20 protein-coding genes are annotated in these 21,283 nt (G+C 56.6%); 11 read left to right on the top strand and 9 right to left on the bottom strand.

Translation table 11 applies throughout. From position 1 onward, the window contains the following. The first annotated feature begins 13 nt into the window (after window positions 1-13). The 8 genes from LPW13_RS04835 (at window position 14) to LPW13_RS04800 (ending at window position 6,722) form a co-directional block, all read left to right on the top strand. A complete protein-coding gene (locus LPW13_RS04835; RefSeq protein ID WP_230438304.1) occupies window positions 14-790 on the top strand; it encodes a VC0807 family protein in 777 nt (258 codons plus the stop codon). Between the two features lie 100 nt (window positions 791-890). After that, the gene (locus LPW13_RS04830) at window positions 891-1,190 is read left to right on the top strand and encodes a YciI family protein (RefSeq protein ID WP_230438303.1); all 300 of its coding nucleotides are present in this window, start codon (window positions 891-893) and stop codon (window positions 1,188-1,190) included. A 76-nt stretch (window positions 1,191-1,266) separates the two neighbouring features. Further along, on the top strand, window positions 1,267-1,953 hold the full coding sequence (locus LPW13_RS04825) for a TIGR04211 family SH3 domain-containing protein (protein ID WP_230438302.1): 687 nt from the start codon (window positions 1,267-1,269) through the stop codon (window positions 1,951-1,953). A 194-nt stretch (window positions 1,954-2,147) separates the two neighbouring features. Next, the gene (locus LPW13_RS04820) at window positions 2,148-2,747 is read left to right on the top strand and encodes a peptidylprolyl isomerase (protein ID WP_230438301.1); all 600 of its coding nucleotides are present in this window, start codon (window positions 2,148-2,150) and stop codon (window positions 2,745-2,747) included. After that, complete coding sequence (locus tag LPW13_RS04815; protein ID WP_230438300.1) at window positions 2,744-3,499, top strand: pyridoxine 5'-phosphate synthase; 756 nt, start codon at window positions 2,744-2,746, stop codon at window positions 3,497-3,499. Before LPW13_RS04820 ends, LPW13_RS04815 begins: the two co-directional genes overlap by 4 nt. A 19-nt stretch (window positions 3,500-3,518) precedes the next feature. Next, on the top strand, window positions 3,519-4,409 hold the full coding sequence (locus tag LPW13_RS04810) for a Rossmann-like and DUF2520 domain-containing protein (RefSeq protein WP_230438299.1): 891 nt from the start codon (window positions 3,519-3,521) through the stop codon (window positions 4,407-4,409). A 10-nt stretch (window positions 4,410-4,419) separates the two neighbouring features. Beyond that, the gene (locus LPW13_RS04805) at window positions 4,420-5,190 is read left to right on the top strand and encodes a TrmH family RNA methyltransferase (protein WP_230438298.1); all 771 of its coding nucleotides are present in this window, start codon (window positions 4,420-4,422) and stop codon (window positions 5,188-5,190) included. 389 nt (window positions 5,191-5,579) lie between these two features. Next, window positions 5,580-6,722, top strand: coding sequence for an OmpA family protein (locus tag LPW13_RS04800; protein WP_230438297.1), 1,143 nt, complete (start codon window positions 5,580-5,582; stop codon window positions 6,720-6,722). A 385-nt stretch (window positions 6,723-7,107) separates the two neighbouring features. On the opposite strand, the gene LPW13_RS04795 is transcribed toward LPW13_RS04800, so the two are convergent. Genes LPW13_RS04795 through LPW13_RS04780 form a run of 4 tightly spaced genes read right to left on the bottom strand, consistent with a single transcriptional unit; the run spans window position 7,108 to window position 11,505 of the window. Then, window positions 7,108-8,121, bottom strand: coding sequence for an ABC transporter ATP-binding protein (locus LPW13_RS04795; RefSeq protein WP_230438296.1), 1,014 nt, complete (start codon window positions 8,119-8,121; stop codon window positions 7,108-7,110). Next, on the bottom strand, window positions 8,121-9,641 hold the full coding sequence (locus tag LPW13_RS04790) for an ABC transporter permease (protein ID WP_230438295.1): 1,521 nt from the start codon (window positions 9,639-9,641) through the stop codon (window positions 8,121-8,123). Before LPW13_RS04790 ends, LPW13_RS04795 begins: the two co-directional genes overlap by 1 nt. An 11-nt stretch (window positions 9,642-9,652) precedes the next feature. Beyond that, a complete protein-coding gene (locus LPW13_RS04785) occupies window positions 9,653-10,723 on the bottom strand; it encodes a substrate-binding domain-containing protein (RefSeq protein ID WP_230438294.1) in 1,071 nt (356 codons plus the stop codon). Window positions 10,724-10,740: 17 nt separating this feature from the next. Continuing rightward, window positions 10,741-11,505: a hypothetical protein gene (locus tag LPW13_RS04780; protein WP_230438293.1), complete on the bottom strand. Its 765-nt coding sequence runs from the start codon at window positions 11,503-11,505 to the stop codon at window positions 10,741-10,743. Window positions 11,506-11,995: 490 nt separating this feature from the next. Here LPW13_RS04780 and LPW13_RS04775 point away from each other — a divergent pair, with 490 nt between their 5' ends. Further along, window positions 11,996-13,531 (top strand): adenylate/guanylate cyclase domain-containing protein, encoded by a 1,536-nt coding sequence (locus LPW13_RS04775; RefSeq protein ID WP_230438292.1) that lies wholly within the window; start codon window positions 11,996-11,998, stop codon window positions 13,529-13,531. Window positions 13,532-13,598: 67 nt separating this feature from the next. Further along, window positions 13,599-14,636: a hypothetical protein gene (locus LPW13_RS04770; RefSeq protein ID WP_230438291.1), complete on the top strand. Its 1,038-nt coding sequence runs from the start codon at window positions 13,599-13,601 to the stop codon at window positions 14,634-14,636. A gap of 65 nt (window positions 14,637-14,701) precedes the next feature. Here LPW13_RS04770 and LPW13_RS04765 read toward each other — a convergent pair whose 3' ends face one another. Continuing rightward, window positions 14,702-15,616, bottom strand: a complete 915-nt coding sequence (locus LPW13_RS04765) for a pirin family protein (RefSeq protein WP_230438290.1) — start codon at window positions 15,614-15,616, stop codon at window positions 14,702-14,704. A gap of 284 nt (window positions 15,617-15,900) precedes the next feature. Continuing rightward, complete coding sequence (locus LPW13_RS04760) at window positions 15,901-16,047, bottom strand: Orn/Lys/Arg decarboxylase N-terminal domain-containing protein (RefSeq protein ID WP_230438289.1); 147 nt, start codon at window positions 16,045-16,047, stop codon at window positions 15,901-15,903. Between the two features lie 635 nt (window positions 16,048-16,682). Between LPW13_RS04760 and LPW13_RS04755 the strand changes: the two genes are divergently transcribed. Further along, on the top strand, window positions 16,683-18,347 hold the full coding sequence (locus tag LPW13_RS04755; protein WP_230438288.1) for a glycosyl hydrolase family 18 protein: 1,665 nt from the start codon (window positions 16,683-16,685) through the stop codon (window positions 18,345-18,347). Between the two features lie 170 nt (window positions 18,348-18,517). On the opposite strand, the gene LPW13_RS04750 is transcribed toward LPW13_RS04755, so the two are convergent. From LPW13_RS04750 to LPW13_RS04740, 3 genes are read right to left on the bottom strand one after another with little or no spacing between them, the layout of a single operon-like run. Next, window positions 18,518-19,039 carry a flavin reductase family protein gene (locus tag LPW13_RS04750; RefSeq protein WP_230438287.1) on the bottom strand — a complete coding sequence of 174 codons (522 nt, stop codon included), beginning with the start codon at window positions 19,037-19,039 and terminating at the stop codon, window positions 18,518-18,520. Between the two features lie 34 nt (window positions 19,040-19,073). Then, the gene (locus tag LPW13_RS04745) at window positions 19,074-20,102 is read right to left on the bottom strand and encodes a methionine synthase (RefSeq protein ID WP_230438286.1); all 1,029 of its coding nucleotides are present in this window, start codon (window positions 20,100-20,102) and stop codon (window positions 19,074-19,076) included. Window positions 20,103-20,131: 29 nt separating this feature from the next. Further along, window positions 20,132-21,109, bottom strand: coding sequence for a DUF1852 domain-containing protein (locus LPW13_RS04740; RefSeq protein ID WP_230438285.1), 978 nt, complete (start codon window positions 21,107-21,109; stop codon window positions 20,132-20,134). Window positions 21,110-21,283 lie beyond the last annotated feature (174 nt).

The raw sequence follows: 21,283 nt of genomic DNA, 5'->3' as shown, positions 1-21,283 counted from the left end.
ACCGGAACAGACCATGACAGATACCGATCACCCCAAGGCCCAAGCGCCGGAAGCGATCAGCACTGAATCCACGGCAGACAACGCGGCCCAGACCGCGCCTGCGCAACAGCCTCACAAAGAGAGCCTGCTGGCCAATCTGCTGCTGAATATTGTCATCCCCACGGTGATTCTGACCAAACTGTCCGGCGATGACTGGCTGGGCACAAAGTGGGCCATTGTGGTCGCGCTCGCCTTTCCCATTATTTACGGTCTGCGGGATTTGCAGCGCTCCGGCAAGGTCAACTTTTTTTCCGCACTGGGCATCTTCAGCATCCTGCTCACCGGCGGTATCAGCCTGTTGGAGCTGGAAGCAAAATACATCGCCATCAAGGAAGCCGCGATTCCCGGCTTGCTGGGCATCGCCACTGTAGCTTCCCTCTACACGCGCTGGCCACTGGTGAAAACCCTCATTTACAACGACCGCATTCTCGATACCGGCCGCATCGCGCGCGCCCTGCGAACCAGGGGCAATGAGAGCGCGTTCGATCGCACCTTACTGCACGCCTCCTGGATGATTGCCGGTTCGTTTTTCATGTCTTCTGTATTGAACTACCTGCTTGCAGAGATGCTGCTGAAAAGCCCCCCGGGCACGGAAGCGTTCAATGCAGAGCTGGGCAAAATGACCGCGCTCAGTTTTCCGGTAATCGCTCTCCCCGCCACCATCATCTTGATGTTGGTGCTGGTGTTTCTGTTCCGCCGCATTACCACGTTAACGGGCCTGAAGCTGGAAGAAATCGTCAACGAGCAGTAATACAGCCGCCAAGCTGTCCCGGGTAAAGCACTTGAAGAGAACTACCTGAAAACAAGAACGCGCGAACAATAAACAACACACGTTAAGGAATCACGGATTTATGTGGTACGCCATCATCAGCGAAGATGTCGAAAACAGCCTGCCATTGCGCAAAACTGCGCGACCCGATCATATTGCCCGGCTGAACAGCCTGAAGGACCAGGGTCGCCTGCTGATTGCGGGCCCTCTGCCCGCCATCGACAGTGAAGACCCGGGGGAAGCGGGGTTCACTGGCAGCCTGGTGGTCGCGGAATTTCCATCGCTGGAAGCGGCAGAAAAATGGGCGGACGCGGACCCGTATGTTGCCGCCGGCGTTTATGCCTCGGTAATCGTTAAGCCCTACAAACGCGTTTTGCCCTGATTGCTACCGGCTTCACACCAGAAGCGGCAATTTTTCGCCATTATAACAACGATGTTTCAACCGATGTTTTGACCGAATGATGAAAGCACTGCTAAAAAACCTGACCGCCACCGCCCTGGCCTTTGCCGCTGCCAGCAGCCAGGCAATCAGCTCCGAACGCTATATTACCGACGAGCTGCATGTCCCCATGCGCTCCGGGCAGGGCAATGAATTTCGCATCCTGCACCGCGGCCTGCCCAGCGGCACCAAGCTGACATTGCTGCAGGATTCCCCCGATACCGGATGGGCCCAGGTTCGCACACCGGGCGGCGAAGAAGGCTGGATACGTCGCCAGTACCTGGAGTCTGAACCAGTAGCCAAGATCAAGCTGGAAAAAGCCGAAGCGCGGCTGCAGCATATTGAAAGTCTGCAGGGTAACCTCGGCGTAGAAGTTCGCCGCCTGGAAAAGGAAAACAATGAACTGACTGCAGCCCTGCAAGCCGCAAAGGAGCGTGCGGAAACACTGTCCAAAGAGCTCAAGGAACTGAAGACACTCTCTGCTGACGCCGTATCCCTGAACCAGCGCCACCAGAAGCTGCTCAACCAACACGAGCTGCTGAAACAGAAACAGGTTATGGACCAGGCTGAGATTCAGCGCCTGAGCAGCAGCGACACCCAGAAGTGGTATATGTATGGTGCGCTGTCGGTTCTGATGGGAGCGTTCCTGGCCATGGTCGCGCCACACTTCCGCCCACGCAAACGCAATTCAGAGTGGGCCAACTAACCCCCTCACTAACGACAGCGGTTTCCACCCTGCAAGGCTACCGTTAGAATCCTACATTCCGGAATCCAATCGCCCGGTCCCTGACCGGGCGATTGCGTTCTGCTGGCACCACCACTGCTGGTACAATTCCAGACACATAAATGCCATTTCGGAAACTTCTCCACGGATGAAGCCATACAGGTAACCGGAAGCTCATGAAGAAAGTTCACCAGCTATACACCATCATCTCCGCGCTTGTCCTCTGTGCCCTTGCCTCGCAATCGGCATTCGCCCTCAACGCCCCCCGCGTGGAGCTGGAAACAGATCTGGGCACGATTGAACTGGCCCTCTACCCTGACAAAGCCCCCGAGACCGTAAAGAACTTCCTCACCTATGTGGACGCCGGCTTCTATGACGGCACCATCTTTCACCGGGTAATTCCCGGTTTTATGGCGCAGGGAGGCGGTTATACCTTCGACTTTTCCGAGAAAACCAACCGCGATCCCGTGGTCAATGAGTCCGATAACGGTCTTTCCAACGAGCGCGGCACCATTGCCATGGCCCGCACCAGCGACCCGAACAGCGCCACATCCCAGTTTTTCATCAATCTGGCGGATAACAGCCGCCTGGACGGCAGCGCACAGAAACCCGGATACACCGTATTCGGCAAGGTTCTACTGGGAATGAGCGTGGTGCAACGCATTGCGGCGGAGCCCCGCGGACAATACAAAGCCTTTCCAGACGCACCCAATACGCCGGTGCGTATACTGAAAGCTCGCAGAAAAGAACTCGATACCGGAGGCGCCGGCCAGTGATCGCTCTCAGCGTCAATCTCAACAAAATTGCCCTGATTCGCAACTCCCGCGAAGGGAACTATCCGGACGTGGTCGCCCACGGCCGCACCTGTCTCGATGCGGGGGCCGACGGCATCACAGTCCACCCCCGCCCGGACCAGCGGCATATCCGCCCCGACGACGTGCGCGGCCTGGCTGCGCTCTGCGCCAGGCGCCAGGTGGAATTCAATGTAGAGGGGAACCCCTTTGCCGGCCCCCAGGGGAGCTACCCCGGCCTGCTGCCTCTGGTGTTGGAAACCGCGCCCCAGCAATGCACGCTGGTGCCGGACAGCAATGATCAGCTGACTTCCGACCACGGCTTTGACCTCGAGCGTGACGGCGCGCGCCTCGAGCCCATAATCCAGCAACTCAAAGATGCGGGTATTCGCGTCAGCCTGTTTATGGATCCGGACAAGGCTCAGATCACCCGCGCCCGCGAAGTCGGTGCCGATCGCATCGAACTCTATACTGGCCCGTTCGCAGACGCTGTCTTGCAACAGAGCCCCGAAGTAGATGATATTTTTGCCGCCCACTGTGCGGCCGCGGAACATGCACTGCAGTTGGGGCTGGGCGTCAATGCGGGCCACGATCTCAACCTGATCAACTTGCCGCGCTATCGCACCCTGCCCGGGCTACAGGAGGTCTCGATCGGCCATGCGCTGACAGTAGATGCCATCAGCATGGGGCTTTCCGATGCCGTTGCCGCCTACGTCAATTGCCTCTCCGGCAAATAATCGGGGCAATGAGCAGACAATGCCACCCCCAATACCACTCAGCCTCAATATCGTCGGCGCCGGCCGTTTGGGAAAAACCCTCGGCCGTCTCTGGCATCGCCGCCATTCTTTTGAAATTTCCGGCATCTGCAACCAGACCCTGCAATCCGCCAGGGCGGCACAAACATTTATTGGCGCCGGAGAAGCCTGTGCTTCCCTTGCAGACTTGCCCGCTGCCGATTGCTGGCTGATTGCAACCGCTGACGACCAGATTGAAGACGTCGCACGGCAACTGGGGCCACTTTTACCCACTGATCGAACCACACCGCCGATGGTGTTCCATTGCAGTGGCGCCCTGCCCGCAGCCGCACTGGCAGATTGCGCACCCGCACAGATCGCCAGCGCCCACCCGGTGCACAGCTTTGCAGAACCCGCACAGTCACTGGAAACATTCACCGGCAGTACCGTGGCTCTGGAAGGTGATAGCGGCGCTTGCGAACAGCTGCGGCAGGCATTCGTGCAGCTGGGGTGTAAAACGCTGACACTGACGGCCCCGCAAAAGGTGCTGTACCACAGCGGCTCGGTCATTGCCTGCAACTACCTCACCGCCCTGATGGACTTGAGCCTCCAGGCATTTTCGGGCGCCGGCATTGATGAAAAGACCGCGCGCGAATTGCTGGAACCCATCGTACTGCAAACCGCGCGCAACAACTTCGCCCTGGGCCCGGGGCGCGCACTGACAGGCCCCATTGCCCGCGGCGACAGTGAGACCGTGCGCAAACAGCTGGACGCCCTGACAGCGTTGCGCCCCCTTCTGGCAGATAATTACCGCGCTCTGGGCCTGGCGGCCGTCGATCTCGCCCAGCGTACCGGGCTCACCAATGCACAAGCACAGCGACTGCAAGCAGTGCTGAACCAACCTTCCAAGTGACAATGACACCGTGATCGATTCCCCCGAATACCTGAAAAAACGCGCCTTCTTCGACAGCCTGTTGACCATTTATGGACGCAAACCGGTGCTGGAGGCACTGGAAGATCCCGACTTACCAGTACACAAGCTGCACCTCGCAGAGAGCAACCGCAAAGATGCGCTGATCAGCCGAATCGAAGCACTGGCAAAAGAAAGAGCGCTGGAGATCGCCTGGTGGGACCGAAAGGGACTTTCACGAATTTCAAAGAATACCCGCCAGGATCAAGGAGTAGCGCTGGATCTGGCCCTACCCAAATACGGGCGTGCAGAAACTTATCTGCAGGAGCATCAGGGCAACAATTACCAGCTACTGGCGCTGGATGGCATCACCAATCCACAAAACCTGGGGATGATTATCCGCTCCGCATGCGCAGGCGGCATGGATGGCATCATCCTGCCACAAAAAGGCTGCGCCCAAATCGATCCACTGGTGATCAAAGCAAGTGTCGGCACTTTATTCAAGACCCGCATCCTGCGCTGTGAGCGATTGGCCCCGACCCTGAAAGCATTCGCCAAAGACGGTGCCAAAGTATGTGGCCTCTCTTCCCACGCCCGGGATACGCTGGCTGATATGGACAGCGATCGCGCCACTGTTTTTGTCTTGGGCAATGAAACCCACGGCGTCAGTGAGGCAACCGCCGCGGCCTGCACCCACAGCCTGCGCATCCCGATGCACAACGATGTGGAAAGCCTGAATGTGGCGGTAACCGCCGCACTGATCAGTTTCCGCAATCGTCTCTAAGTCAGCAGACCACTACATATGTAGCGCTGGGGAGATCTGCCCCCCAGCACCTCTTTCCGATTCCCCGCTACCCTTCCCGGTCCTCCCTTTCTTTACCTCTCTCCGAATGCTGATTTTCTATCGCGCCCGGTGACCAACGAGCGCTCCCTGCAGCCCGATATCGCCCATATTGATCACTCTTTATCCTCTCGGGCCCCAAAATGACAGGTGCCGGAGACTTTCGCGCCAACAATTATTCCCGCGACTGGAAAAGTCGCACAGATCAACTAAACACTATCGGGACAGCGCGTTTTCGGTGAACATTTAGAATTTCCACCCAATAACACTTTCATTCCAGGAAAACCTTTTTCAAAGTCGATTCCGCGGAAAAATAACGCAAAGGACTTGTTATGCAATCAATCAAATACTGGGGCATCCCCTTGATCGCCACACTGGCCGTCAGCACCCAGGTCCAGGCTCAGGAAGACCGCTACGTTGACGTGATGCCCTTCCTCACCCGAGTTGATAAAGACCGCAATACGGAACGCCAGGGAGCCGGCCTGCGCGGCACATATGGCTGGCAGACTGACGGAAACTGGTTTACCGAAGTTCAGCTGTTTGGCGCTCAACTGGATGAAGACAAAAACCTGGCCCGCTTTCCGGACTCCATTGTCACACCGGATATGGACACAATCTCAAACGGCGGTGTCATACACACCGGTGACGGAGCCTACGCCGCCAGCCCGTACCGGGAACCCAGTGGCGATGTGGAGCTCTCGGGCCTGGGGATGGACGTGGTCTATCACTTCAACGGCCGGAAAGGATACTCACCCTTCCTGCTTGGGGGCATTGGCGTTGCCCACAACAACACCAAGATCGATTACGATGGCCAGGACAACAACATGTTCATCAATGTCGGGGCCGGTATCGTCTCGGGTGCCATTGCCGACAATGGGCTCAAAGTTCGCGCGGAAGTACGCTATATGCGGGATTTCTTCGCCACCGACATGAACGACCTTCAGTTCGGCATTGGCTTGAGCATTCCCCTCTCCTGCCCTCCGGCGCCAGTTCAAGTTGCCGCCGCGCCACCACCCGAACCCAAACCGGAGATCATCAATACGGACGGGGATGGAGATGGCGTGCTCGATCGCAATGACAAATGCCCCGACACCCTACCCGGCGCGGAGGTGGACAGCACAGGCTGTGTGGTGAAGGCTCAGACCATTACCCTGGAAAACATCCAGTTTGAGTTCAATTCCGCACGGCTGACACCGAACGCGGAAATGGAATTGGATCAGGTGGTGCGCTCCCTGCGCTCCCAGCCGGGAAGCCGGGTCGAAGTGGCCGGCCATACCGACAGCAAGGGCAATGACGGATACAACCTGCGCCTGTCCAGGGAACGTGCGGAGTCTGTGCGCAAGTATCTGGTGCGCGGCGGTATCGACAGTGCCCGTATCAGTGCGCGGGGTTATGGCGAAACACAACCGATCGCCACGAACGCCACGGAAGAAGGTCGCGCAATGAACCGCAGGGTGGAAATGCGCTTCGAATAATCCACACTGATTCCGTATTTACGGGATTTGACCATCCCGGTAGCAGAAAACCCGGCTTTTGCCGGGTTTTTTATTCACAATTCACAGAAACTGTGGATATCTCTGTGCACAACCATCGGGAAAACGCCGCCAGGGCGCATGACACCGTTGTAACCCGTTTGTGAAGAAAATTTAACCAATTATATTTTCCCTTTAAAATCAAAAGATTAGAAAGGTTTTCAAAACGGTGTTGACAAATACCTGAGCTAAATGCAGGTGACAGCTTAAAAAGCCTTCGCTGTGGAAAGCTTTTTGCGATAGCCCTTTCTAGCCAGTGTTTCTGCGCGTCAACGGCTTGACAGAACCTCCAAAAAACACGTCAGCACCCATTCAGGACGCAGAATCGTCAGACTTCTCTGGAGAACGCTGCCAGTGGGTGCGTAGTCGTTATGGCCATATGTACGCGATCTCCGGGTCTCGCCCGCACTTCGTGACTGGCACGCACCTTCAGCTGTGCGCCGCCATCCACCGTCACCGCATACAGACGGGAGCAGCCTTCGTATCGCACCCAGTCGATCACACCATTTCCCGACGCCATTGGCGTGAGTGACAGATCGTCCGGGCGCAGCAAGAGGTCGACCTTCCCGCTGGCACCATTGATGGCAATCCCCGGTGCCGGGCCAAGGCTAGTGGAAACCTGCTCCTGTACCAGCTCTCCGGGCAGGAAACTCGCCTCACCCAGGAAACGGGCTACGAACCGGCTGGTGGGCTCGGAAAAACAATTCTCGGGGGTATCCAGCTGCTCCAGGCGTCCGCCATTGAGAATCCCGACCCGATCGCCTACCGAGAGCGCCTCCTCCTGATCGTGGGTCACCCAGATCGCGGGTACTCCAGCGGTTTTCAGTGCTTCGCGAATTTCCCAGCGCAAATTGTCTTTAAGTGCTGCATCGAGATTGGAGAGTGGTTCGTCCAGCAGGACAAATGCCGGCTCATGCGCCAGCGTTCGCGCCAGCGCGACACGCTGCTTTTGACCACCGGAGAGCCTTGCGGGCTTCGCTTCGCGAAACTGATCCAGCCCCAGCAGCTTCAGCCAGTGATCTGCCGGCGCCTTGTCGGCAAGCCGGAAACAGACGTTCTGCTCTACCGTCAGATGCGGGAACAAGGCGAAGTCCTGAAAAACCATGCCCACATTGCGCTTCTCAGGCGGCACAGTTTTAGTAGGCGTGGACTGCCAGCCCCCCAGCTGTATCTCTCCACCGGAAATCGGGATCAGGCCTGCCAGCGCTTGCAGGATGGTGGTTTTTCCGCAGCCGGTGGGGCCCACCAGCATCAGGATTTCGTCTTCCGCCAGTGCCAGATTGAGGCTATCTACCACGCGGGTGGAGCCGTAATTCACTGACAGGTTGCTAACTTTCAGCATTAACTGTGTTGATTCTCTGTTACATCGAATTCGCCCCGGCGCTCACCGGACAGCATCAGGGCGAGCCCCAGTGCCGACATCAGTACCAGCAACAGGCCGGGAATGGCAGCGCGGCCAAAATACCCTGCTTCGTACACCCGCCACAAGTAGGTAGCGAGGGTTTCAAACCCGGTAGGGCCCAACATCAGGGTCGCGGGCAACTCACGCATGGCCTCCAGGAACACCAGCGCCGCACCGGCAACCATTCCGCGCAGGGTCAACGGCAGAGTGACGCGCTGGAACGCCTCGCGGGGGCTGGCTCCCAAAACACGCGCCGCTTTGACCAGACTCGGATCCAGCCCCTCTGCGGTGGAGCGCACACTGCCAACCGCGAGCGGCAAGAAGCGCAACACGTAAGCCAGCACCAGCAGGCTCAGTGTCTGGTACAGAAACGGTAACTGCAGGCCGATATAAACCAGCGCGGTCCCCATGACGATACCGGGCACCCCAAAACCGAAATAGGTAACCCGCTCCATCAAGCGGCCGGCCTTGCCGGCAATCGCTGCGTGGGCTACGGGAATCGCCAGCACCACGGCCACCACGGCAGCCAGGAAAGAAGCGTGGGCTGAGTTCCACGCGTAACGGAAGTCAAATCCGCCGGTGCCTTCGCGTATCAGCCAGATCCCGAATACCGATAGTGGCAGTACAATCGCCAGGATGGTTACTGGCGCCACCGCCAGTCCCATTGCGACTTTCTGCCAGCGCTCAGGCCACAGGGTCAGATGTCGACCCGGTTTTTCCTGGCTGCCGCGCACGCGGGATTCCAGAAACAGGACCAATCCCACGATGACCAACAGCTGCAGCGACAGCATGGCCGCCTGGCTCAGACCGAAGGCGTTGTACTCCACGAATATCACACGGGTAAATGTATCCAGCCGCATAATGGCCGGAGTACCAAAATCTGACAGCGTGTACAGGGCCACCAGCAATGCGCCGGCAGCGATGCCCGTTACCACCCGCGGCAATACCACTCGCCACAGACTGACACCGAGCGTCATACCCAGCGTCCGCGCAGCATTGACCAGGCTGGCGTCGAGACTGAGAAGAGAGGCCCGGGTAGTAAGCATTACAAAGGGATAGGAGTAGAGCGTCATCACCAGGGTCGCCCCGGCCAGGCCATGTACCGCCGGCGTCGGCAACCCGATCAGGTTTTCGATCTCACCACCGGAACCAAAGGCAGCATACAGGGTAAAAGCACCGATATAGCTCGGAATCGCCAGGGGCGCGGCGAGGAGAATCAGCCACAGCCTGCGCCACGGCAGTTGTACATAAGCCGTGATCACCGCCAGCGGCACGCCGATCAATACCGCCCCGAGCACCGTAAATACCATCAACAACAGCGTATTGGTAAGCACCCTGAGGTTGTGGGCATCAAACAGTTCTGCGGTATCGGATGCCAGCGCAAACAAAACGCCCACCGGCACCAGTGCCACCAGCGCGATGACCAGCGCCAGTGGGTAGGATCGGGGCCAGCGGGACATGGCACTCAGACTCATAGAACGCCGACACTGCGCATCAGCTTCAGTGTCGGACGGAGATCGGCCAACTCGGTCAGATCGACTTTCGGGGGCGATATGCTACCCAAAGGTGGCAACCCCTGTGGCGGCTGCACACCGCTGACCAGGGGAATTTCATAGGCCTCAGAAGCCAGGTATGACTGTACCTCCCGGCTCAACAGGTAACGCATAAAGTTGATCGGCAGATCCCCTTCACTCAGCGCCAGAATGCCGGAAGCATTCACCAGGCAGCCCGCGTCGTTTCGCGTAAAGGCCAAATCCACACTGGCATCGGGCTTACCGTTTTTCAGCCGCAGAGTGTAGTAGTGGTTGGCGAAGCCCAGATCCACTTCTCCGCGCTCTACCGCCATGACCACACCCAGTTCACCTGCATAACTGGTGGCGTGCTTGCTCACACCACGCAGCCAGTCCGCCGTCGCTTTCTCGCCTTCCAGCAAGCGCATGGCAGTCACAAAAGACTGGAATGAGGCATAAGCCGGTGCCCAGCCGAGCGTCAGGTCACTGTCGGCCAGTGCCATCACGCTGTCCGGAATCTGCTCCGGGGTAACGCGCTCGGTATTGTAGGGCAGCGTCCTTATGCGACCGGTCACCGGCGCCCACCGGGGATACCGGAATCCGCTCTTGAGTTGCCCGGTAAGGTCTGCCGGCAGCGCCCGCGCCAACCCAGCGTCCGCAACCAGGCCGATTGCACCGGAGTCGACCGCCCAGAACAGGTCTGCACGACGCACACCGGCCTTGGCCTCCGCTACGATGGAATTGGCCAGTGCCGCGGTCGATCCACGTCGAACCTGCAGGTTCAGCCCGGGATTGCGCTTGCGGATAGCTTCGAGCACATTCTCGTAGAGCCCGCCCTCGCCGCGTCCCAGATAGAGCGTGAGATCCCCCTCGAGTGGGGGCAACTGATCCACCGACACCGCGCCGGAATTTACAGCGACGCGGCCTTGGTCAGCCGCTGCACCGGCCGCAAAACTGCGGCTGACAGAAAGCGGCAGGCTGCCCAATGCACCCACCGCCGCTAGAGCATTTAAAAAGTTTCTGCGCTGCACGTAATGTCCTTACTGCCTTAGAAGACATCCTTACGGTTTTTTTCCGCTTCCACCAACAGGGCCTTGGCTTTATCCAGCTTCACCTGCATGGCTTCCACAACTTTGCGCACACTGTCGACACTGGATTCACTTTCCAGCGCCTTGGGCAGGGTCACGTTGAAATCTTTCTCCAGATCTTCAACCAGTGCGGCATCCTGTTCGATCAGCGCACCTTCAACGCCTTCGAAGCGGTTCAGGTAAGTGTCATGCACGATAGTGGTGGCCGCCTCCGGCAGTCGCTCGGCGTACTTGGCCACAACGCGATCCAGGCGGTGTTTAATATCTTCGAGGGTTTCCGGCATGGTGGTGGGTTCTGCCTCGGTGGTCTGCACCTTGGCCAACAGCCCCTTCTCCTGGTACTGGGACGCCAGCTTTACCGCGCCCAGCGCCTGCCAGAATGCGCTGTTTAACTTTTCCTGCTCAGCGCGCACTTCGGCAGCCGGCTTGCCGGCTTCAATTGCCTGCTTGATACCGTAGATGCCCTGCCAGATATTGGCGTACACCGGTACATAGTTGGTTTCGATCGCGGAGTGGAAATCCACCTCTTCCCAGAAATCCACGAGATCCTGCGTATCAACCGCTTTCTGCCCCTGCTTCTCATAGGTACCAACGACACCGTCATACTTGCCGAGGAGCCAGTTGACCTCTTCGGAGTACTGCGCCAGATGCCCTTTCAGATCATTGACGTGGTCGCCGATTGCGCCATTGGCGGATACCTGCCCCGCAGCCAGCAGTGCAAACAAACCGAATACCAGTCCGAAACAACGAGGTTTTGGACCTTGAGATAAAGATTGCATAGAGATTCTCTTCAGTTCCTGAAAGCTTGAGCAAACGATACTCATTATCAACAACTTAGTAAAGCACCTGCCAGTCGGGTGGCCGCAAGCACTACGTAAAGTATCGTAAAGCGCTCGCACCAGGCTCAGGCAGAAAGACGTGGCGCAAATCCATCAAACTTTTACGCGCAGTCAGCTATATACCGGGGGGCGGGAATAGTTTCCCGTCAGGCGGCGCATGCTACCAGCACGGGGCCGGTTTTTCACTCTCGAGAACGGGAGGCCGGCAATAGCGGACGAGTGCTGTGCTCATGGCCTGACCAGACAGGCGCAGGCCCGGTCTTACCGGCGCGCAAGAGCTGGTATAGTTAGCCGATCAGCTTCCAGTTCCTGGATCACATTCTCGCGCTCACGCGCGAATCGGTGAATATTATCAAAATCAATGGAAAACCCCGCGTTGTCCAGTAAGACCACATCAAAGCCCAATCCGGATCTGCGGCACACCGCAGGCGGCCTGCAGCAGGGACTGACCAGGCTGATGCCCGACCACGTGCCTATCGCGTTCAAGCTGGCACTGGTCATGACCCTGCTACTGGTAGTGGGGATGGCGAGCCTGGGTCTGTTTATCAGCGACAACCAGAACCGCCTGATCCGCACGCAATTACACGACTTCGGTGACACCATGGCGCGACAGTTGGCCAAACTGGCCAGCGAGCCGATTCTGTCGGAGAACAGCCTGAACCTGCGCATGCTGACCACCAACCTGGGCCAGGATGACAAAGTTCTGGGCGCGGGCATTTATGCCCATGATGGCACCCTGCTATCGGCCACCGGTGTCCAACCGGAACTGGCAATGCCGCCATTGGAATCGGCCAAAATCATTTCCCAACCCTGGTTCCGGCACACAGCGGAAGATTCCTCCGAGCGACTGATCAGTTTTTTCGCTCCCGCAACTTATCAGGGAGTCCGGGTCGGATCCGTGGCAGTGACCCTGTCCGCTTCATTAATGGACCAGGCCGCCACCCGCGCGCGCAATGCCATTGTCTACGCCACCCTGGCCATGACCCTGTTGGCATCATTGCTGGCCTACTGGCTGAGTCGACGCCTGTCTCTCCCCATCCATCAGTTGATGGAGGCAACCCGGGCCATTGGCCGCGGCGACCTGGCGACCCGGATCGACAAACGGCGCAATGACGAGATAGGCCTGCTGTTCGAAGGCTTCAATGACATGGCAGCCGGACTGCTGAAAAAGTCCCAGGTTGAACAGGTATTTTCCCGCTACGTCTCAAAAAATGTCGCCGACAAGGTACTGGCCAATCTGGACGAAGTGCGGCTTGTGGATCGGCCTATCGAAGCCACGGTGTTGTTCGCAGACATCACTGGCTTTACCGCCATGTCGGAAAAGCTGGAACCGAGCCAGGTATCCGAACTGTTAAACGAATACTTTTCCTATATTTCCAGTGCCTGCTCACTGTATGGCGGGGTAGTCGATAAATTTATCGGCGACTGTGCGATGCTGGTATTCGGGGTTCTCGACGAGGATTCCGACCATGTATTCAATGCCGTCAGCTGCGCTGTTCTGATTCAGCAATTAGCCGCGCGGCTGAACGAAGAGCGCCGCGCCGACGGCCGGCCCGAAGTACACTTTCGTATCGGCATCAACAGCGGTGCAATGCTGGCTGGCAACCTGGGCTCCGATGAGCGGATGGAATACACCGTGGTCGGCGACGCCGTCAACCTGGCGTCCCGCCTGTGTTGCGAAGCCAAACCGGACCAGACTATTGTGCAGGAGCGCTTGATCACTGCGCTGCAATCGCGCGTGGTCGCGCAGGCCGGACAGTCCCTGCCCATCCGCGGCAAATCCCTGCCAGTGAGAATCTATTCGATTGAGAACATTCACCGCGACAACCAGGAGCAGCTTCAGGCGAACCTGAAAAAAATACTGAATACCCGGGCCACCCAAAAGAGCCGACGGACCGTTAGCCATGTATGACAGCCGGCGGTCACTTATCTGGCTCTTGCCATTCTTGCTACTCCTGCTACTGCCAGCCTGCAGTGTGATGCCGGTGCAACCGGCACTGGAAGGGTTTTCTAGCGGCGCACTGCAACAGGTTCGCCAGCAATCGGCTGAACTCGAGCGGCTCCAGAAGCTGGATGCTGCAACGCCCCCGCAACAACAGCACATAAAGCAACTGCGCAGTAACCTGCAACAGTTCGAGCGGGCGGTAATCCGGCGTGCAAACCGCCTGGAACAGCAGAATGACTGGCATGGCGCGGCGCAGACTCTCACTGGCGCCACACGGGTGCTGCCAGACAGCACAGCACTCAGCGCCGCCCAGCGTCAGTTGGCAGAGCGGCGACACGCAAGCGAAGAACGGGTGCGCATGGAGCTGGCGATTCATCGCGGCGAACAGCTACTGAACGATGTCGAGGCGTACCAGCGTTTGCAACAACTTCAGGGCCCCGGCCTGATGAGCTGGCTCGAACTCAAGAATTTCCACCGCAAGCGCCGTGCGTCGGCGGATGTATTGCAGGAGCATGCACAACGGGCAATGGAAAGAGAGGATTACCCGCTGGCACAACGCGCTCTGGAAGTAGCGCAGGGTCTGTACGGCGACGACCTGCAGCAGAACAACGAACTAAGGGAAGCGCTCGATCGCGACCTGGCACTGATCAGTCGCCAGCTTCGCAAAACGGCAGTACAACCGAAGAAGAAAGCGCAGACAGAGTCGGCCAAGGCCATCCGCGCACGCAAAGACAAGGCCGACATCACAGCGTTACATAAAGCGCTGGCCAACGGCGACCTGATCAATGCGCGACCATACCTGGACCGTCTGCGGCAGCGGTCGCCGCAACATCCCCAACTACCCTCCCTGCAAGCTCGGTTTCAGACGCAACTGAACACCCATATCAAAAGCGCACTCAAGCGGGGCAACGACTTATACAGTCAGGGAGAGATAGAGCGAGCTCTGGGCGTCTGGCGCGAGGCCAAAACCCTGGCTCCGTCCAATGTCGAGCTACTGGCAAATATCGCGCGGGCGGAAAAGGTACTGGAAAATCTGAAAGCCTTGTCGATGCCTGCCCGCACCTCACACTAGTGGTCCCGGTTATAACTCCGGGAGGATGCCCACGCCGAGGGTTTGCCCGTGTCATCGGTAAAACCTCATTCAGGCAGCGGGATGAATTCGGCTTCATCTCCAGGCACCGAGGGAAAACGCCGGGCTTTCCAGTCCGCCTTGGCTTCCTGGATACGCTTCTTGCGACTGGACACAAAATTCCACTCGATAAACCGTGGCGCCATCTTCTCGCCGCCAATGATACCAATGCGGGATTCGCTGACCGCCTCCAGCACCACTTCAGACCCTGAGGAAAAAACCACCATGGCGTGCTCGGGAACTACTGTACCCCGCGCCATCAGACTGCCGCTGGCCACGTAGACAGCGCGCTCTTCGGTATTGGGCAGTACCAGGGTATCTCCAGCCTGCAGGTGAGCTTCAACGTAAAGGGTATTTGCGAAGGTTTTCACCGGTGAGGTCACTCCATAGGCACTGCCCATCATCACACGCACCGGTACGCCCTCCACCGTGAGTGAGGGAATCTCCGCTGAGGGATAATGATAAAAAGCAGGGTCGCTTTCCTCATCACCTTCCGGGAGGGCCAGCCACAATTGCAGGCCATGTAAGTTGTGTGGCACAGCATTGACCTCTGGGCGTTCCCGCTCGGAATGCACAATCCCACGGCCCGCGACCATCAGATTTATGTCACCGGGGCGAATAACCTGAAGACTGCCCAGGGAATCCCGATGCAGGATCTCGCCCTCAAACAAGTAGGTAACCGTAGCCAGGTTGATGTGTGGGTGCGGTTTGACATTGATGCCCGCTCCCGCCGGAAACGTGGCGGGGCCCATATGATCAAAGAAAATCCAGGGACCAACCATTTTCCGCTCGACCGTAGGTAATAGGCGCCGCACAGAAAATCCCCCCAAGTATTTATCTCGAGGCTGTATGATCAGCTCTACGGCATCACAACCCACGGAACAATCACATTCCTGCTCCACAACTTTTGTCTCGATACTCATAGTGCTCTCCTGTCACGTCCTGCGCGACAGCCTCCCGATAGTGGCAGACCAGAATTTCAACTCAATCCAAAACTTTAAAAAACCCACATTATCACCGCTGGCCAGCGATCTCGAACGGCCGGTGCTTCAGGCGTTCGTAGACTCTCCGTTGCGGCTTGTCTCTCAGGTAAGGAGCCACGGGGTCCATGGCTGCGCGTGCAGATGGCCGCGGTGTGTACTGCTGTGTGACGGCGCCAGACCCTTGAAATCACCATTGCCGTAGACGATCGTGCCGTCGACCATGGTCAGCGCTGATGCGCTTCACTGAACTCACCGTCATCGATGGAGAGAATATAGCAGGAGGCGCGGCTCTGGTGCTGTGCGAAAGACGTGAGGTCGCCGTAACTGCCCCCCCCCAATACTTCCATCCCCTGCGCCTCTATCGTGGTCACCAGTGACCGGGTAGCAAACCCGGAGGAATTTTCCGAGCGGAAATTCTCGTGATCACGATAATGGGGAACCGGAAGCGCATGCTCTCTCTCCGGATGGATTGTAACGGGGCTTGTAAAGTAGCCTTAAAGGCGGCTTTTCGCCGCAAATTATTCGGCGGCGCTGTAGTCACGTGGAGCAGTCCAGACTCGATAGCGAGCGGCTTGGTGCCGCGCTCTAAAGACCGCCCACACAAGCATAAAAACCCATATATTTTTTAATTGTCACAAATTTCTACGGATTTTTGAGAAATTCTAAGCATATCCATCCAGCTTGCCGCTGGCATCCAATGACAATTGGGCGTATCTTCAATGGCGTACAAATGACAGCGCTATCAATTTTGGGTGACAGCGCTGTCCGTCATGACTGGTGACTTATGTGGCATTTGCCGCGACAGCATGGGAATGAGTCACCGCAGTATCCCGTCGAGAGGCCAGCACAACAATTTGTACGCTCGTGTGGACAATCTCGCTGTAGCAGTACGGAGAAAGCAGCAGTGAGGTCGCGGCGGGAGATTCGTGGGGTTTGCGCATTGATTCGCCGTTGGCCTTTTCGGTTTTAAACCAAGATGTTTCAAACCAGGATAACGGTGAACAATATGAAAATAACGACGTACTTACGGCTGGCGGCAACCGCGCTGCTCGGCCTATTGGCCGGGCAGACATACGCGTACGACTGTGGCGGCGTTCAGGTTTATGTGGACGGCAGCAGTTACAGCACTGGCGACATAGTGCAGAACAATTCTGTGGCCTACAGTTGCACGGTTGGCGGTTGGTGCACCGTCGGGGGTCCCTACGCGCCCGGTGAAGGCTGGGCCTGGACAGAGGCCTGGTCCGACCTGGGTGCCTGTACCGGCAGTTCATCGTCCTCGTCCTCTTCATCCAGCAGCTCTTCCTCCGGCGGTAGCTCCAGCGGTTCAACCAGCTGCGGCAACTTACCGGTATGGGATGCGGCGGCGGTCTATGTCGGCGGCAATGCCGTGCAGCACTCGAGTGTAAAATACACCGCCAAGTGGTGGACCCAGGGCGACAACCCGAACCAGAGCGGTGAGTACGGCGTGTGGCGCAACGACGGCGCCTGCTCGGGCGGTTCTTCCAGCTCCTCGGGTGGCTCCTCTTCCAGCGGCTCGTCCAGTGGTGCCTCATCCAGTGGTGGAAGCAGGCTCGGCGGTTACTTCGTGCAGTGGGGCGTTTACCAGCGCAATTACCATGTGAAAAACATCGTCACCAGTGGGTCTGCCGAGAAACTGACCCACATCTACTATGCCTTCGGCAACGTGCAGAACGGCCAGTGCACCATCGGCGACTCCTACGCCGATTACGACCGCTTCTACAGTGCCGCAGAAAGTGTGGATGGCCAGGCGGACACCTGGGATGCCGGTGCGCTGCGCGGCAGCTTCAATCAGCTGCGTAAGCTGAAGCAGATGTACCCGCACATCAAAGTGCTGTGGTCCTTCGGTGGCTGGACCTGGTCCGGCGGTTTCGGTCAGGCGTCGCAGAACCCGCAGGCCTTTGCGGACTCCTGTTACAACCTATTGCACGACCCGCGCTGGGACGGGGTGTTTGACGGTATCGACCTCGACTGGGAATACCCCAACGCCTGCGGCCTCAGCTGTGACAGCAGCGGCTATTCATCACTGACCAACGTGATGGCGGCGATGCGCGCGCGCTTCGGCAACGAGCTGGTCACTGCGGCCATCACCGCCGATGGTACTGCCGGTGGCAAGATCGATGCAGCGGATTACGCCGGCGCTTCCCAGTATGTCGATTTCTACAACGTCATGACCTATGACTTCTTCGGCGCCTTCGACGCGGACGGCCCCACCGCGCCGCACTCGGCACTGTACGACTATCCGGGAATTCCGAATGCCGGCTTCTACTCAGACCGCGCCATCCAGGCACTGAAGAACAAAGGTATACCCGCCAGTAAGCTCAACCTGGGTATCGGCTTCTACGGCCGCGGCTGGACCGGCGTCAGTCAGTCTGCCCCGGGCGGCACTGCAACCGGTGCCGCTGCTGGCACCTACGAGCCGGGCATTGAGGACTACAAGGTTTTGAAGAACACCTGCCCGTCAACCGGACTCGTCGCCGGCACCGCCTACGCGTTCTGCGGCAACAACTGGTGGAGCTACGACACACCATCCACCATCGCCGGCAAGATGCAGTACATCGCCGACCAGGACCTCGGGGGATCTTTCTTCTGGGAACTGAGTGGTGATACCGGTAATGGCGAACTGATTGAAGCCATGCACAGCAATCAATAAGTTGAAGTGAGGTACTGCTCTGCGGGATCGTATGACCCGCGGAGCAGATCGCTGCCCATGTAACATCGGGCATGCAGATAACACCTCAAGACAAAATCACAGGCTGGGCAGACAGGGCTGCACGCTGGAAAACCGCTGCGCCAAATGCAATCAATGCACTGCGAACACGCTCAAACCACGCCATGCGCACTGAGGTTGCAATATTGCCCTTTGAAATACAGCAGTGGCTGCGTAGCAGCCGCTTTTTGCAGGTTTAAGGCTTTCACTTCACCAATCACGATCAGATGATCACCTGCCGCGTGTTCGGCGTGAATTTCGCAATCAAGCCAGTGCAGGCTGCCGTCAATAACAGGATTACCCAGCGGCGACTCCCGCCATTCGACTCCCTGCCACTTATCCGCGCCCTGCCGAGCGAACCGGTTGGAAATCCTGACCTGCTCTCCTGACAGAATATTGACCGCGAACCGCCCTGCCCGGCGAATTTTCGGATAGCTGTATGAACTGGACATAACGCTGAATGACACCAGAGGCGGACTCATCGACACGCTATAGAACGACTGACAAGTGAAGCCAATCGGCTCGTCGTCAACATGTGATGTAATCACCGTGATACCGGATGCATAGTGCCCGAGCGCTTCGCGAAAGCGCACTGGCTCGATGGACGTCTCGATAGCAGTATTAGGAAGTGACATGATAAGTCCTGACTATTTGGTGCAGCTTCAAATTCTAGATCGAGAGTTCTTCCCGGACGATTTCTGCACCTGCACTCAAGGCATTCAGCTTGCCTCTTGCAACCTGACGAGATAAAGGCGCCATACCGCAGTTGGTACAAGGATAGAGCTTGTCAGCATCAACAAACTGAAGCGCTTTTCGTAGCGTATTGGCTACCTCCTCTGGAGTTTCAATGGTATTGGTTGCCACATCAATGGCCCCCACCATCACTTTTTTACCTCGAATGAGTTCAAGCAGATCCATTGGAACACGAGAGTTGTGACATTCCAGTGAGATCAGATCGATTTTGGATTTCTGCAGCTTTGGAAACGCCTCTTCATATTGCCGCCACTCTGAACCCAGAGTTTTTTTCCAATCTGTATTGGCTTTGATGCCATAGCCATAGCAAATATGCACGGCGGTTTCACACTTCAGCCCTTCAATGGCTTTTTCTAAAGTGGCAATCCCCCAATCATTTACCTCATCAAAGAACACATTAAACGCAGGCTCATCAAACTGGATAATATCAACACCTGCAGCCTCCAACTCTCTGGCCTCCTGATTGAGAATTTTGGCAAACTCCCAGGCAAGCTTTTCACGGCTCTTATAGTGACCATCATAGAGCGTATCGATCATCGTCATGGGACCTGGCAGGGCCCATTTGATAGGTTGCGTGGTTTGCTGACGCAAGAACCTGGCATCATCAACAAAAACCGGCTTTTGGCGAGACACTGCACCAATGACTGTTGGCACACTCGCATCGTAGCGATCACGAATCCTGACTGTCTCACGCCTCTCGAAATCAACGCCGTTTAGGTGCTCGATAAATGTAGTAACAAAGTGTTGGCGGGTTTGCTCGCCATCACTGACGATATCGATACCGGCCTGCTGTTGCTCTTGCAATGCCAAACGCAAAGCATCCTGCTTACCTTCAACCAACTGATCGCCCTGCAACTTCCAAGGTGACCAGAGTTTCTCAGGCTCTGCAATCCAGGAAGGTTTAGGCAAGCTGCCAGCGGTTGAAGTCAGAAATAATTTCTTCATAACAAACAATCTTATCTATATTGGCTATATCAAGCGGCGTAATTCGCAGCCCATTGTTCGAGGATATCTTTATATGGCTTGATGAACCGCTCTTCCGTAAATTTTCCTTGCTTGATTGCCAACTGGCTTCGCTCTTCTCGGTCGTAAACAACCTGGGTCAGCGAATAATCCTGATTTTTCAAACTCGGCCGATAGCATTTCCCCGCTGCAGAATTTGCATTGTAAATTTCAGGCCGATAGATCTTTTGAAAGGTTTCCATCGTGCTAATGGTGCTAATAAGTTCAAGATTCGTGTAATCGCCAAGTAAATCACCCTGAAAATAAAATGCCAAAGGTGCAACGCTATTGGGTGGCATGAAATAACGGACCTGCAAGCCCATTTTCGCGAAATATTCATCAGTCAAAGAATATTCATCTTGCTGGTACTCAACACCCAACACCGGATGCTGATTTTCTGTCCGATGATACGTCTTGCTACTTGAGACACTCAGACAAATAACCGGTGGTTTACTGAAATTATCCTGATAAGCCTTTGAGTTCAGAAAAGACTTAAATATCTTTCCGTGAAGATCTCCGTAGCCTTCCGGGAGGCTGAACTGAGACTGATTCTTGTTGTGCTCCAGCAGTAATACGCTGAAATCATAATCCCGCACATATGAGGAAAAATTGTTCCCCACAATACCTTCAATGCGCTTATTACTCTTGTGGTCAACAATATTCGTTTTCAATATTTCAATTGTGGGGAACGTCTCACCATTACCTTCAACATCAATATCAACAGATATGATTTCGAGTTCAACGGAATAGCGATCTGCCTTGGGGTTATCCCAGTGCACCAGGGTATTGAAACGATTATCGATCATCCGCAAGGCGTTGCGCAGGTTGTCTTGACGGCGCTCCCCTCTAGCCAGATTGGCGAAGTTGGTCGTAATGCGCGAGTCGTCCGATGGATGGTAGTTTTCGTCGAAACAAATGCTCTTGATGGTGAATGTAAACTCTTTACTCATTGCGATCCGGTATCCTGGTTCCTGCGATAAAACCTGAATTCATTTCTTGTCTTTCAGAGTTTTACAACGTTTCTGGCTTTCTCTTGGCAGCCTTTCGATCGGCCACCGCTAAGGGATGCGCATTCTATGCCGGGTAGTAGTTGAATAAAATTGAATATATCTCACACAATCATT

The organism is Microbulbifer celer (genome assembly GCF_020991125.1).
GTDB lineage: Bacteria > Pseudomonadota > Gammaproteobacteria > Pseudomonadales > Cellvibrionaceae > Microbulbifer > Microbulbifer celer.
The sequence above is the reverse complement of the archived record's forward strand: the minus strand, read 5'-3'. Positions and strand labels throughout refer to the sequence as shown.